General features: G+C 34.4%; 15 protein-coding genes. 13 read left to right on the top strand and 2 right to left on the bottom strand.

The window, feature by feature from the left end; all coding sequences use genetic code 11:
* Position 1 precedes the first annotated feature (1 nt).
* The 6 genes from gcvPB (at position 2) to SD1D_RS09010 (ending at position 6,987) form a co-directional block, all read left to right on the top strand.
* Positions 2–1,447 carry an aminomethyl-transferring glycine dehydrogenase subunit GcvPB gene (gene gcvPB, locus SD1D_RS09035; protein ID WP_058258610.1) on the top strand — a complete coding sequence of 482 codons (1,446 nt, stop codon included), beginning with the start codon at positions 2–4 and terminating at the stop codon, positions 1,445–1,447.
* 217 nt (positions 1,448–1,664) lie between these two features.
* On the top strand, positions 1,665–2,663 hold the full coding sequence (locus SD1D_RS09030; protein WP_242955209.1) for a lipoate--protein ligase: 999 nt from the start codon (positions 1,665–1,667) through the stop codon (positions 2,661–2,663).
* 24 nt (positions 2,664–2,687) lie between these two features.
* Positions 2,688–4,091: a dihydrolipoyl dehydrogenase gene (gene lpdA / locus SD1D_RS09025; protein ID WP_058258609.1), complete on the top strand. Its 1,404-nt coding sequence runs from the start codon at positions 2,688–2,690 to the stop codon at positions 4,089–4,091.
* 122 nt (positions 4,092–4,213) lie between these two features.
* Entirely contained in the window at positions 4,214–5,710 is a 1,497-nt protein-coding gene (locus SD1D_RS09020; protein ID WP_058258608.1) for a putative DNA modification/repair radical SAM protein, read from the top strand.
* Between the two features lie 24 nt (positions 5,711–5,734).
* On the top strand, positions 5,735–6,511 hold the full coding sequence (locus SD1D_RS09015; RefSeq protein ID WP_058258607.1) for a TIGR03915 family putative DNA repair protein: 777 nt from the start codon (positions 5,735–5,737) through the stop codon (positions 6,509–6,511).
* Positions 6,512–6,639: 128 nt separating this feature from the next.
* Positions 6,640–6,987, top strand: coding sequence for a hypothetical protein (locus SD1D_RS09010; RefSeq protein ID WP_058258606.1), 348 nt, complete (start codon positions 6,640–6,642; stop codon positions 6,985–6,987).
* 66 nt (positions 6,988–7,053) lie between these two features.
* Here SD1D_RS09010 and SD1D_RS09005 read toward each other — a convergent pair whose 3' ends face one another.
* Together SD1D_RS09005 and SD1D_RS09000 are read right to left on the bottom strand one after the other, a co-directional pair.
* Complete coding sequence (locus SD1D_RS09005; protein WP_058258605.1) at positions 7,054–7,458, bottom strand: Fur family transcriptional regulator; 405 nt, start codon at positions 7,456–7,458, stop codon at positions 7,054–7,056.
* Positions 7,459–7,627: 169 nt separating this feature from the next.
* Complete coding sequence (locus SD1D_RS09000; RefSeq protein ID WP_087758883.1) at positions 7,628–8,035, bottom strand: putative ABC transporter permease; 408 nt, start codon at positions 8,033–8,035, stop codon at positions 7,628–7,630.
* Between the two features lie 138 nt (positions 8,036–8,173).
* On the opposite strand from SD1D_RS09000, the gene SD1D_RS12575 reads away from it, so the two are divergent.
* From SD1D_RS12575 to SD1D_RS08970, 7 genes are all read left to right on the top strand, one after another.
* Entirely contained in the window at positions 8,174–8,308 is a 135-nt protein-coding gene (locus tag SD1D_RS12575) for a hypothetical protein (protein WP_273231302.1), read from the top strand.
* Entirely contained in the window at positions 8,298–8,924 is a 627-nt protein-coding gene (locus tag SD1D_RS08995; protein WP_058258604.1) for an HDIG domain-containing metalloprotein, read from the top strand. Before SD1D_RS12575 ends, SD1D_RS08995 begins: the two co-directional genes overlap by 11 nt.
* Positions 8,925–9,119: 195 nt before the next feature.
* Positions 9,120–10,022, top strand: coding sequence for a sulfide/dihydroorotate dehydrogenase-like FAD/NAD-binding protein (locus tag SD1D_RS08990; RefSeq protein WP_058258603.1), 903 nt, complete (start codon positions 9,120–9,122; stop codon positions 10,020–10,022).
* A 24-nt stretch (positions 10,023–10,046) separates the two neighbouring features.
* A complete protein-coding gene (gltA, locus tag SD1D_RS08985) occupies positions 10,047–11,444 on the top strand; it encodes an NADPH-dependent glutamate synthase (protein ID WP_275940382.1) in 1,398 nt (465 codons plus the stop codon).
* A gap of 25 nt (positions 11,445–11,469) precedes the next feature.
* Positions 11,470–13,008, top strand: coding sequence for a putative bifunctional diguanylate cyclase/phosphodiesterase (locus SD1D_RS08980; protein ID WP_058258602.1), 1,539 nt, complete (start codon positions 11,470–11,472; stop codon positions 13,006–13,008).
* A gap of 122 nt (positions 13,009–13,130) precedes the next feature.
* A complete protein-coding gene (locus SD1D_RS08975) occupies positions 13,131–13,775 on the top strand; it encodes a lysoplasmalogenase family protein (RefSeq protein ID WP_058258601.1) in 645 nt (214 codons plus the stop codon).
* 238 nt (positions 13,776–14,013) lie between these two features.
* Positions 14,014–14,916: a DUF5688 family protein gene (locus SD1D_RS08970; RefSeq protein ID WP_058258600.1), complete on the top strand. Its 903-nt coding sequence runs from the start codon at positions 14,014–14,016 to the stop codon at positions 14,914–14,916.
* Positions 14,917–14,979: the final 63 nt, after the last annotated feature.

Genomic DNA, 14,979 nt, shown 5'->3' with positions numbered 1-14,979 from the left:
GATGAAGCTTATATTTGAAATCGGAAATACAGATAGAGGATGTGATTTGCTGCCTGAATCTGATGTTCCTGTGGTATCGGTTGAGGAAAAGTATGCAAGAAGGAAAGAACTTAATCTTCCCCAGCTTTCTGAAACAGAAATCAGCAGGCATTATACAAGACTTGCAAAAGCTACTTACGGTGTCAATAAGGGTTTTTATCCTTTAGGTTCTTGTACTATGAAGTACAATCCAAAGATTAATGATGAGATAGCCAAACTTCCTAACTTTAGCGAAATCCATCCTTTACAACCGGAACATACGGTTCAAGGGTGTCTTGAGGTTTATAAACTGGCAGAGGAATATCTGTGTGAAATTACCGGGATGGATTATATGGATTTTCAACCGGCAGCAGGAGCCCATGGGGAATTTACAGGATTAAAGCTTATTTGGGCCTATCATAGGGATAGGAATGATTTAAAAAGGGATAAAATTATTATTCCGGATTCAGCCCATGGCACCAATCCCGCCAGTGCTGCCATGGCAGGCTTTACCGTTATAAATATACCTTCTACAAAAGAGGGCTTGGTAGATATAGAGGCCCTAAAAGATGCGGTAGGAGATGATACCGCAGGCTTTATGCTGACTAATCCCAATACCGTAGGTATATTTGAAGAGCAGATTCTTAAGATTACAAGTATAGTTCATGAAGCCGGAGGCCTCAATTACTATGACGGGGCTAATTTAAATGCTATAATGGGACTTACAAGACCGGGAGATATGGGATTTGATGTGGTACATTTAAATCTTCATAAGACTTTTTCTACACCCCATGGGGGAGGAGGTCCCGGAAGCGGGCCTGTAGGCTGCAAGGAGATCTTGGGAAAATATCTTCCATCTAGGAGGATTATTGAGGTAAACAATAACTTAAGATTTGCAGATAAAGAGGAAAAGAGTATAGGCAGGGTAAAAGATTTTTATGGAAATTTCCTTGTTGTAGTTAGGGCCTTGACATATATAATGACTTTGGGTAGGGAGGGACTAAAAAATGCTTCCCAAAATGCCGTTTTAAATGCCAATTATATGATGCATATGCTTAAAGATACATTTACCATGCCCTTTGGCAGTGGTCGCTGTATGCATGAATTTGTCATGTCCCTTGAAAATCTTAAAAATGAAAAAGCGGTAACTGCATTGGATTTTGCCAAAGCCTTGCTTGACTTTGACATTCATCCCCCTACAATGTACTTTCCTTTGATTGTTAAGGAAGCCCTGATGGTGGAACCTACGGAGACAGAGACTAGGGAGACTTTAGATGAAGTAATAAGAATCTATAAAGAGGTATATAATAAAGCATGGCAAGATCCTGAAGCAATTCATAAATGTCCCACTACAACTTCCATAGGTCGTCCGGATGAAGTAAGGGCTGCAAGAAATCCGGTTTTACGTTATCATTTTTCCGACCAATAATTAAAAGAAGCTGCTTCAAGTTATATTTTTTATTTTACTTGGGGCGGCTTTTCTTAAACTTTATTATAATTTAAAACTTTAAAAAATTTATTCTGGTTTAAATGATTATGTTTTAAGATTTATATAAATAAGAAATATTTTTACAATGGTTTGTATAATATGAGATTTATAATGTAGATATAGCTTTATAAATATATATTACAAATTATAAGAAAGAGTGATTGCCATTAAGAAATTGTTATATTATATCACAGAAGAAACTAACCCCTATAAAAACCTGGCTTTAGAGGAGTATTTACTACATAATGTTAGGGAAGATGAATGTATCCTTTATTTATGGCAGAATGAAAAAACAGTAGTTATCGGAAGAAACCAAAACCCTTGGAAGGAATGCAGGATAAATCAGTTAAATGAGGTTGGGGGAAAGCTGGTCCGTAGGTTATCAGGGGGAGGAGCGGTATATCATGATTTGGGTAATCTCAACTTTACCTTCCTTGTAACCAAGGATAACTATAATGTGGACAGGCAGCTGGAGGTAATAATTAAGGCAGTCAATAATCTGGGTATTTTGGCTGTCAAATCCGGTAGAAATGATATTACCGTAGAGGGAAAAAAGTTCTCCGGCAATGCATTTTATACTATGGGGAATAAATGTTATCACCATGGGACAATTTTAGTTAACGTGGACATGGCCGACTTGTCAAAATATTTGAATGTATCAAAAACCAAGCTGCAATCAAAGGGAGTTGCTTCAGTTAAATCCAGAGTAACTAATCTAAAAGACTACAATAGGGATATTACTATTGATAAATTAAAGAAGGAGCTTATTAATGCTTTCGGAGATGTCTATGGACTTAAGCCGGTAGAGATGGATGGGGCTAATTTGCCACAAGAAGATTTAAATAGCAGAGCAGAAAAATTCTCTTCCTGGCAGTGGAATTATGGCAGAAAGATAGAATTTAGCGATAGTATAGAGAGAAGATTTAGCTGGGGAGAGATTGAGATACAGTTTGTAGTGCTTGGAGGTATTATAAAAGACTGCCGGGTATTTTCCGATGCACTTGATACAGAGCTTTTTGAAGAGCTTCCTAAACAGCTTATGGGACTTAAATTTACTTCAAAGTCTATTAATAAGGCTTTAAGTAATATAAGGACATCAGATAATAATAATGAGATATTAAAAGATATAATAGAGCTTATTGGTGAAGAAGTCTAGTAAAATGGTTTGGAGGTCATTAAAATGAATGAATCTTATGATTTGCTTGTAATCGGTTCGGGACCCGGAGGTTATGTGGCTGCCATTAAAGCTGCAAAGCTTGGGAAAAAGACAGCTATTATAGAAAAGGGAGAGATTGGAGGCACATGTCTAAATCGAGGCTGTATACCCACTAAGACTCTAATCCATAGCAGCCATTTTCTTTCTATGGCAAAAAGTATGAAAGAAGCCGGCATTACCTTTACAGGACTGGATATTGATTATGAAAGGCTTAAGGAAAGAAAGGAAGAAGTAGTATTAAAAATACGAAAAGGTGTCCTAGGACTTCTTAAGGCAAATGGAGTTAAGATATACCAAGGAGAGGCTAAGATTATCCAAAGGCACCTTGTAAGGGTAAAATGTGGGGAGGATGAAGAGAATTTACAGGCAGATAATATTCTTATAGCCACCGGTTCACAACCTGTAAGGCCAAATATTGAAGGGGTAAATTTGAAAAATGTTGTAACCAGTGATGAGCTTTTATCCGGCAATTCTAAGCTTTATAAAAAACTATTAATTATAGGAGGCGGTGTTATTGGTGTTGAGATGGCCTCCATTTACAAGGAATTGGGCAGTGAAGTTGAAATTATAGAGGCCATGGACCGGATTTTATATGGAATGGATAAGGAGATTTCCCAGAGTATTGCCATGGGCTTAAAAAAGAAGAAAGTCTCAATTCATACAGGGTCTAAGGTCGTTAAGATATCAGAAGGGGGCAGTTATGGATTAGTATGTGAATATATAGAAAAGGAGCAAAAAAAGACCTGCGAAGCAGAAGGAATTTTATTGTCTGTGGGCAGAGGTCCCAATATAGAAGGATTATTTGAGGATATAGATATAGAGATGGATGGGCCTTATATTAAGGTAAATGAAAATTTTGAAACAAGCCTTCCTAATATCTATGCCGTAGGTGATGTAATCCGAGGAAAGCAGCTGGCCCATCTAGCCTCCGCTCAAGGGATAGTGGCAGTAGAAAGAATATGTGGCCTTGAACCATCTATAGATCTTAAGGTAATTCCATCCTGCATCTATACTGTTCCCGAAGTGGCTACAGTGGGTATGGATGAGGGGGAGGCAAAAGCCCGGGGATTTAAGGTAGAAACCGGCAAGTATCCCATGCTTGGCAACAGCAAAACCTTACTTTCAATGGGGGAGAGGGGCTTTATCAAGCTGGTATGTGATGCCGATAGCAAAAGACTCCTAGGAGCCCAGCTATTATGTGACAGGGCTACTGATATAATCGGTGAATTGGCCCTGGCCATATCTAATAAACTTACCTATAAAGATATAGCCTCAATTATTAGGCCTCATCCCACCTATGAAGAGGCTATTACAGAGGCTGCCCATGATATAGATGGTATGGCAATACATCTTATCCCAAAAAAGTAGTTACCACCTATGAATATGTTTATAAAAAGTTTATAAATTTTTTATAAATAATTAATGGCAGGGAACACCAATAATTTGATACAATACAACCAGAACAAATGTTTGGTAGGTGGGTGCAAATTATGGTTATACATGAAGGTATGTCAATCCAAAGGAAATTAGAGATTTTATCCGATGCTGCAAAATATGATGTTGCTTGTACATCTAGTGGTGTTGATCGTAAAGGTAATAAATCAGGTATCGGTAATAGTCTAGCCTGCGGAATTTGCCATACCTTTTCTGCTGACGGAAGATGCATTTCCCTACTTAAAATTTTATTTACCAATGAATGCATCTTTGATTGTAAATATTGTATTAACCGGTCTTCCAATGATATTGTAAGGACATCTTTTACTCCCGAGGAATTATGTCAGCTTACTATGGAGTTTTACAGGAGAAATTACATTGAAGGATTATTCTTAAGCTCCGGTATAAAGATAAGTCCAAATCATACTATGGAGTTGATGTTTGATACCCTAAGAAAGCTGCGAGAGGATTATCATTTTAACGGTTATATTCATTGCAAAGCAATTCCTGGTGCAGATCCGGCCTTAATTGAAGCCCTCGGTTGGTATGCCGATAGGATGAGTGTTAATTTGGAGCTGCCCACGGCAAGTAGTCTAAAGCAGTTGGCCCCACATAAAAACAGAAAGAATATACTTAAACCCATAAGGCAGATTCAACTTAGAAGGGAAAGTAATATAGAATATCTAGGTTTATATGATAAAGGGAAAAGTAGAAATTATGAACTAAGTTATAAGGATAAGACAGACAAGTCAGAAGGGTTAATTACTGATAATATTAATAATAAGCTTCTTGCTTATAATGGGAATAATAATAATGATGAAAATGAATTTAAAGAAATTTTAAAACCGGCAAATGAAATAATACCCAGCAGTAGATTTTTACGGGCCGGTAAAAGATATGTCCCTGCAGGACAGAGTACCCAGATGATTATAGGTGCTACTGAGGATAGTGATTATCATATAATGTCAGTATCTGAAGCCTTATATAATAATTTTGATTTAAAGAGGGTATTTTATTCGGCCTTTGTAAATGTTAATCAGGATAGTACCCTTCCTTCTACACAAACAGGTCCGCCTCTTCTAAGGGAACATAGACTATATCAGGCAGACTGGTTACTTCGTTTTTATGGTTTTAAAACCAGGGAACTTTTAGATGAGAAAAAGCCCAATTTTAATATACTCCTTGATCCAAAATGTGATTGGGCTCTAAAGAATTTGGACAAGTTTCCTGTTGAGATTAATAAGGCAGACTACTATACCCTACTTAGGGTACCGGGAATCGGGGTAAAATCAGCCCGCAGAATTATTGCTGCAAGAAAAAACGCAGTCCTAGATTTTAAGGATCTTAAGAAGCTTGGCATTGTATTAAAACGGGCAGTTTATTTTATTACCTGTAAGGGCAAGATGATGTATCCCATTAAAATTGATGAGGATTTTATTACAAGAGAGCTTTTGTCTACTAAGGACCGCCTGCCATTTGGGATTGATAAGGATATTACTTATCGTCAATTATCCCTATTTGATGATATGAAATATAATTTATCCCAGGGATAAATTGAATATATTGTGAGGTAATCCATGAATAATGTTAAAATTTTTTTATGTGAAAATAGTATAGATGGTATTTTTACAGCAATTTACCAGGCTTGGAACTCGGGATATGGCCATGCTAATGTGAAGATTGAAGAACAGTCTGAGAGTAATAATTATTCAAATATGGAATTATTTTCAGACTATATTAATGTTAATACAGACCTTGGTAAAGCCATGAAAGTATCCCGCTCAATTAAGCAAAAGTTATCTAAGGAAATATATGAAATGGTATGCAGGGTAGCTTTATCAAATTATCATCAAAAAGGAGATTTGATTTATAGATTTTTGATTTTAGCATTTCATATTGGCAGGGATATAGTAAATCATTTGAATAATGATGTGGTAAATCGTGTTTTTAAAATAAACAGTAATGTATATAATGAAGTTCATCACTTTTTAGGTTTTGTTCGGTTTACTGAAGTGGAGAATGAAATTTTGGCAGCAATAATTGAACCAAAAAATAATATACTAACTCTTATAACACCTCATTTTGCAGATAGACTGCCCAAGGAAAAGTTTGTTATTTTTGACAAACTACGTAATATATGTACCCTACACATTCCACAAAAACCTTGGATTGTTACCAAAATTTCTGATATGGATTTGGATTTATATGATCTGTTAAAAAATGATAGTGATGAATATCAGGATTTGTGGAAGATTTTTTTTGAAAATATAGCCATTAAAGAAAGAATTAACCCAAAGTTACAAAGAAATAATCTTCCCTTGCGATTTAGAAAAGATATGACAGAATTTTTATAAAATTTTTTTCCTTTACTTAGATAATATAATATGACATATGTATAAGGGTATATATATGAATAAAAGATACAATTGGTGGAATACTAAGCGAGTAAGATGAAATAATTAAATATCTAGGAGGAGTATCCATGAAAAGAAGATTAGGCATATTTATAGCCCTATGCTGTGTCATTATGTTTACCTTCACTGCATGTGCCGATAAAGAAGGAAATACTAATAATTCGGGCAACAATACAGGTACCGATAATACTTTGGATGATGAAACAGATGATACAACAAATGATACTAACGATACAACAAACGGTACTAATAACGGAACAAATGACACTACTAACGGGACAAATGACACTACTAACGGAACAAACAATGGTACCGATGATACAAATGGAACAGGAGCAAATAACGGAGATATTACAGACGATACGGGCACAAACACAGATACCAATGGTACAACAGGGAATAACAATACTCCATAAAAATAATTATATTAAAAAAATCCTTCCGCATATATACGGAAGGATTTTAATTATGGATTTATTTGTTTAAATATCTTGGTGATTACCGGCACATTTTTTACATATACCTGTAATTTGAATTTGATGATCCTTAACAATAAAGCCTTCAGCTTTAATAGAGTCTTCAATTTCTCTCATAGGACAATGTTTTAGATTATAGACTTCTTTACAGTCATCACATATTAAAAAATGGGTGTGATTATTTTTGTCTTCTTTAAAGCGATAAAATACTTCGTTATCATTAAAATAGTATTTTTCGATTAAATTCTGTTCAAGCAAAAGATCAATATTTCGATATATGGTTGATTTTGCTATTCTAGGAAGTTTATCAATGATTAAATTATAAATTTCATTTATAGACAGGGGACGATCTGCCTCTTTTAGTATAGACATTATTACCTGTCTTTGTCTGGTATTTCGCACCTTCTGCATAGGCTCACCTTCTTAACAGCTTTAGTAAAATACAAATTATAGTATATATCTTTTTTAGTACTGATTCAAGACCGGCTTTTTCAATATCTTATAATATGGGATATATAAATTTGTGAAGGGCATTTAAAAAGACATTCCATTTAAAACTTAATTAGGAATGTCTATAAGCTTAGTACTTCCGGAAAAGAATTTTTTCAAATAATAATCCGGTAAAAAACCAAACCGGTGCATAATCAAAACGGATAACACCCTTAATATTATATTTTGACTTACTGTAATCCCAAGGACATGCTCTATATTTTTTCAGAATTACACCGGTTGTGTATTCTGTTAGATAAATTAATAGGGCATATACACCTCCTCTTAAGAGAGCATTCCTTTTTTGCAACCTAGAACAAATAGGAGATAAACAGGCGGCCATTCCATATATAGGAAACATCCATACAGAAGTGCGGCAGGACAGGGTTCTATCATTCATTTTCCATTTTTTAATGGAATTTAATCCTGTCCAAAAACACTCAAGAAACCATCCGCATAACCCACATGTCATGAAGTTTTTTAGAAAATTTTTTACCATAATAATAGTATCTACCAGACTTAAGTTTCTATGCCAAATTAAAAGTTAATTTGATGGAGGCAAAAAGCATAGGAAATAAGCTTTTGCCTATACTATCTATTGTAAAGCAAATGTTAACTATTTTATAAGGAGGTTATAATGCCTAAGGATTCTCAACCAGATAATAAAAGAGCCAGGATTCAAAAGGCTAATGGACAGACCCCCATAACTAGGGAAAATCAGCAAAAGAATAAAAATGCAAAAAGGAAGTCTATAGAGCATAATGATGTCTAAGTTAAGTGGAACTATAAACCTTATTACTTTTGAAGAGTTAAATAAGCATTTATTGGAGGATATTGCTCCTTCAGGGTATTTTAACAGTCTAGATAAGGAATTGGATATATATCCTCTAAACTTGCTTAAGAAACTAAAGAATGTAGAGCAATCAAAAAAATATCACCCTGAGGGGAATGTGTGGAATCATACTATGATGGTGGTGGATGAAGCAGCTAAGGTAAAAGACCAAAGCAGCCATAGCAAAGCATTTATGTGGGCAGCCCTTCTTCATGACATAGGAAAACCGGACACTACAAAGGTTAGAAAAGGCAGAATTACTTCCTATGATCATGATGAGCTAGGGGCTAAAATAAGTAAAGAATTTTTAGAGGAGTATACAAATGATGAGGATTTTATTAAGAAAGTATGCTTAATGGTTAAATACCATATGCATATGCTATATGTATTAAAAGGACTACCTTTCGGAAACCCTAGACAAATGGTAAAAGATGTAGACATACATGATATTGCCTTGTTATGTAGATGTGATCGCTTGGGCAGAATTGGTGTTGACAAGGAGGCAGAGATAAAAAATTATAAGGAATTTTTGGATAAATTAAAGACTTTAGTATAGTTTAAGGAGACTGTAACCACTATATTTTATAATTATGGAGACAGTCTCTTTTATCTACTGTCAAGTAAATTTTTAAAGTCAAAAGTAAGTATAATATTTTGTTAATATAAAATGGACTGGATTTTTTAGTATATATATTCTATAATATAAGCTAAAATATTTATTTGTAATTATGCAGTAAAAGAGGTTTTGTAAATGACAAATAATTATACATATGTAATAACAAGAAAAGAAAAACTAGCGGATAAAATTTATCTGATGGATATAAAAGCACCTAGGGTTGCCTCCCACTGCTTGCCGGGACAATTTATTATACTTAAGATAGATGAAAAGGGAGAACGTATCCCCTTAACCATATGCGATTATGACAGAGAAGAAGGCACAGTTACAATTGTTTTTCAAGCCCTGGGAAGCTCAACAAAACGAATGGCAAAACACCAAGTTGGAGAAGCATTTCGTGATTTTACCGGGCCATTAGGAAAACCCTCTGAGCTTATGGGTATGTCAAAGGAAGAATTAAGTAAAAAGAAAGTGCTTTTTGTTGCTGGAGGTGTAGGAGCGGCACCGGTATATCCCCAGGTAAAATGGATGAAAGAAAATGGCTATGATGTTGATTGTATAATTGGAGCAAGAAGTAAAGAGCTTATTATTCTAGAGGAGCCTATCAGACAATATGCCAAGAATCTTTATATAACAACTGATGACGGTACTTACGGCATGAAAGGAAATGTTAACGACTGCATTAAAGAGCTTATACAAAACCAAGGACTGCATTATGATATTGTTGTTGCCATTGGCCCTATGATTATGATGAAGTATGTATGTATCCTAACTAAGGAGTTAAATATAAAAACAATAGTAAGCATGAATCCCATTATGGTGGACGGTACCGGTATGTGTGGAGCATGCAGGCTTACCATAGGTAATGAGGTTAAGTTTGCTTGTGTGGACGGCCCGGAGTTTGACGGACATATGGTTGATTTTGATGAAGCCATAAATCGTCTTTCCATGTATAAAACCCAGGAGGGAAAAAAGCTTCTTCGTGACAAAGAAGGAGATAGCCATCACCATAAGGGTTGTCAATGTCATGAAGACTAATTATATACTTATATTTAGGAGGATATGTATATAGTGAATATGCTAAAAAGGGTTCCGGTAAGAGAACAGAATCCGGACATTAGAATAAATAATTTTGAAGAGGTATGTTTTGGGTATACTTATAATGAAGCACAAGCTGAATCAGCCCGTTGCTTACAATGTAAAAATCCCAAATGTGTTCAAGGATGTCCCGTATCTATTGATATTCCCGGCTTTATTGGGAAAATAGTAGAGGGGGATATAAAAGAAGCATTTAATATTATTAATAGATATTCTGCCCTTCCTGCCATATGCGGTAGAGTATGTCCACAAGAAATCCAATGTGAACAAAAGTGTATAAGAGGTATAAAAGGAGAGCCGGTATCCATTGGAAAGCTTGAAAGATTTGTTGCAGATTGGGCTAGGGAGAATAATATAAGACCAACAAGGACTAAGCAAAACGGAAGGAAGGTTGCCATAATCGGTTCGGGACCTGCAGGTTTAACCTGTGCTAAGGAAATGGCTGAGCTTGGTTATGATGTAACCATATTTGAGGCTCTTCATGAACCGGGAGGGGTATTAGTTTATGGAATTCCTGAGTTTAGGCTGCCTAAGGAAGCTGTGGTTAAGCCGGAGATAGAGAATATTAAGGCTTTAGGTGTAAAAATTGAGACCAATGTAATTGTGGGCAAATCCGTAACCATAGACGAGCTATTAGATAAGGAAGGTTACGAAGCAGTCTTTATTGGATCCGGAGCCGGTCTGCCAAAATTCATGGGTATACCCGGTGAAAATGCCAATGGTGTATTTTCAGCCAATGAATACCTGACAAGAAGCAATCTGATGAAGGCATTTGATAAGGATTATGATACTCCTATTATTACAGGTAAAAAAGTTACGGTTGTGGGCGGGGGCAATGTGGCTATGGATGCTGCAAGGACAGCCAGAAGACTTGGAGCCCAAGTAACAGTAGTATATAGAAGGAGTGAGGCAGAACTTCCTGCCAGAATTGAGGAAGTCCATCATGCTAAGGAAGAAGGAATACAATTTAAATTCTTGACTAATCCTAAAGAAATATTAATTAATGATAAGGGTTGGGTTAAGGGTATGAGGTGTGTTAAAATGGTATTGGGAGAAGAGGATGCCTCAGGCCGAAGAATACCTATGGAAGTTGACGGATCAGATTTTATACTTGATACAGATACAGTAATTATGTCTCTGGGAACTAGGCCTAATCCCTTGATAGCTTCAACAACAAAAGGATTGAAAACTAATAAATATGGGTGTATTATAGCAGATGAAGACACAGGATTAACCTCAAGAAAGGGTGTCTTTGCCGGAGGAGATGCTGTTACCGGTTCTGCTACGGTGATATTAGCTATGGGTGCCGGTAAAGCGGCGGCAAAAGCAATGCATGAATATCTATCATTAACAAGTTCATAAATATATGGGCTATAACGGAGGATTTATGGGTAAAAATATTATTGGTCAGGCAATTATAATATGGATTATATTAGGAGCAATTTTACTACTGTCGCTGTTTATAATTGTCCTTATCAGAATGGTTAAACTGACTAAGAAACTTTCAGTGGCAAACCATGAAAATGAAAAAATGAATATGGATTATAATAAATTGGAGTCAATCTATCAAAGTACTCTGTCTTCTTATGATGCATTAACTAGTCGCTATGAAGAACTAAATAAAAATAATGAAAGCATTAGGAAGCTGGCTTATACTGATTATTTAACTGAGCTGCCTAATCGTACTGCATTTAATGAAATGTTGGATAGCATTATGCTTACACTCCGTAATGATGAAATTATTGCACTGATGATTATAGATTTGGATGATTTAAAAAATGTTAACAACACCCTTGGTCATTCATACGGTGATGAACTCTTAATCGATGCAACCCATCGTATTAAGCAGGTTTTAGATGAGAACGATTATTTGGCCCGTATCGGTGGGGATGAGTTTGTTGTTTTAACTCAAAACCTAAATGATATGGCTTCCTATGAAGAAAAAATCAGAAAAGTAAATAATGTCTTTACATATCCCTTTATATTGTCTACTAAGGAGTATTTTGTTTCGGTAAATATAGGAATTGCTTTTGCACCTAAAGATGGAAAGACATCACAGAGTTTGGTTAAAAACGCCAACTCCGCTATGTATATGTCTAAAATTAGCGGAAAAAACTCTTATATTTATTATGAGGAAGATTTCAATCAAATATTAACAAATAAAATTGAAATACAGTCAGAACTTCGCAGGGCAATTGAAAAAAATGAATTTATGCTGCTATATCAAGCCATAATGGATATAAACAACAAAAAACCAATAGGATTTGAAGCCTTAATCCGTTGGAATCATCCCCAAAAGGGTTTACTTAGTCCAAGTGAATTTTTAGATCTTGCTGAAGAGGCCGGTTTAATGGTACCAATAGGTAAATGGGTACTCCTGACTGCATGTCAGCAATTAAAAGAATGGTCTGATTTAGGAAATGATATAAATATGGCCATAAATTTATCAGCAAGGCAGTTTAAGGATAATGATTTTATTGAAACAGTTTATGAAGTAATTAAAGAAACAGATATTAATCCCAAAAAACTTGAACTGGAAATAACTGAGGCTGTGGCCTTGGAAGATATTGATTATACAATTAATACAATCAAAGAATTGCAAAAACTTGATCTTAGTTTTTCCTTAGACGATTTTGGTACCGGATATTCTTCCATAAATTCTTTGAAACTCTTACCTTTAAAAAATATTAAGATTGACAATAGTTTAATAGATAATATACTTGATGACAGTAATCAAAAAATTATTCAGGCTATCATATCTCTTGCAAAAGATCTAAATCTAAATGTAATAGCTGAAGGAGTTGAAAGCCTTGACCAAGAAAACTTCTTAATAAAATCTAAGTGTAATATGGCCCAAGGGTATCTATATAGTCAACCTTTAGAAAAAAACGAGGCAGAAGAGTTTCTAAAAAATATAGATTCCTAAGGTATGAACTTCTAAGGTGATGCAAATTGAAAGGGCAATGGTTCAAATATCTGTTTATTTTCATCCAATTAGTATTGTATGGGATATTTCTTTTTTTAGATATTCTAGGGTTAAATAACACTATGTTAAACAACTCACTATCAAATAATATAAAATTTACGGTTGTTCTTCTATGCTTTTTATATGTTCTTATAAGAAGCAGAAAAAATGCTGACAGACAGAGTATATTTTTAATATTAGCCCTATTTTTTACTCTGATATCAGATGTGTTTTTGCTACTTTCTGATTATTATTTTTATGGTGTATTAACATTTATACTTGCACATCTTTTTCATAGCTTACGTATCACTGAACTTCATTATATGCAGATATCTGATAACACTGGTCATAAAGCTATTAAAAAAGAATTTAAGAAAATTATTTATCAAATTTTTATTAGCTTGGCAATAATTCTATTTTTATGGAAAATGAATATTATGATAGACGGCCTTTTGGTAGCTTGTATTTTTTATTTTCTTGCTATTATAAGCAATACAGCCTTAAGTCTTAAACTGTCTATAAAATTTAAAAATAGAAGAAATATCAGATATCTTGCTATAGGTATGATACTATTCCTTCTTTGTGATATAAATGTGGCATTATTTAATTTATCTTCTTATTTAGATTTAGCTTCTTTTTATAACAAAATATATTTAATTTCATCAATATTAATGTGGACTTTCTATGCACCGTCTCAAGTTTTAATTGCTCTTAGTAAAGATACATAGATTTTGGCAAAATAAACAATATTTTGACCAAAATGTTATGTAAAAATTTGTAAAAATCTACTTGCATTTGGCAATTTCTTCTGTTATAATATGTCTACAAATAAATCTGTTGCTCTGCCAGTGGCAGAAATCATGTTTGAGCTTCAATTCCTTAAGGAAATTCATATCATATCATTTTTATTTCCAAAGAATCTTTTTAAAGTCCAATAAATGACAATGTTATAAGGAGGATTAATTCATGCTAAATGCAGTAAAGGAAGAATTACTGGATTATGTTTCTTTTGTGAGTTATATCAAGGATAAGATTAGGGAAAGAATGGGGGATTCTTATAGTGTTATGACTTATAAGGTATTAAAAAACAACTCCCTGGAACTTGACAGCCTAGTTTTACTTAAGGAAGGACGAAATTTTGCTCCGAATATTTATTTAAATGGATATTATGACTTGTACTTGGCAGGTACTTCTATGAAAGAGATAATTGACCGTCTCTGTATGATATATAATCATTGCTCTATACCTGCTATAAAAGATGATTTTAATTTTTCCTTAGATACCATAGGGTCCTATATTTTCTTTCGTATTGTAAGTTTAGAAAGGAATAAGAAGCTGCTTACTCAGATACCATATATTAAATATTTGGATTTTGCAGTCACTTTCCACTGCCTTGTCCGTTGTGAAGATGACGGTATTGGAACTATTCGTATTACTAATGAGCATATGAAGCTATGGAATATTAGCCTGAATAACTTAAGGGATTTGGCCTTTAAAAATACTAGCAGGCTTTTTCCTCCTGTAATACGAACCATGGAAGAGGTGCTTCGTGGGTCTTTAGACAATGGCAATCCTTCATATATATCATGTCCTATGTATATACTAACCAATGAAAAAGGCATTAATGGTGCTTCCTGTCTTCTTTATAAGGACCTAATCAAAAATTTTGCTCATCAAATCAATTCTGATCTTTATATATTACCCAGCAGTGTTCATGAAATAATTCTTTTACCAATGAAAAAAAAATTAAATATTGATTACCTAAGTAAGATGGTTATGGAGATAAATAAATCATCGGTACCGGTAGATGAAATACTATCGGATAATGTTTACATATACTCCATGGAAAGAGATGCTATATCTATGTAAGATATTTATTATACTGATGCAGTTAATAAGACTGTCGCTTTAAGGATTAAAATTCGTGAAGCG

Origin of the sequence: Herbinix luporum, from assembly GCF_900070325.1 — a bacterium.
GTDB lineage: Bacteria > Bacillota > Clostridia > Lachnospirales > Lachnospiraceae > Mobilitalea > Mobilitalea luporum.
The sequence above is the reverse complement of the archived record's forward strand: the minus strand, read 5'-3'. Positions and strand labels throughout refer to the sequence as shown.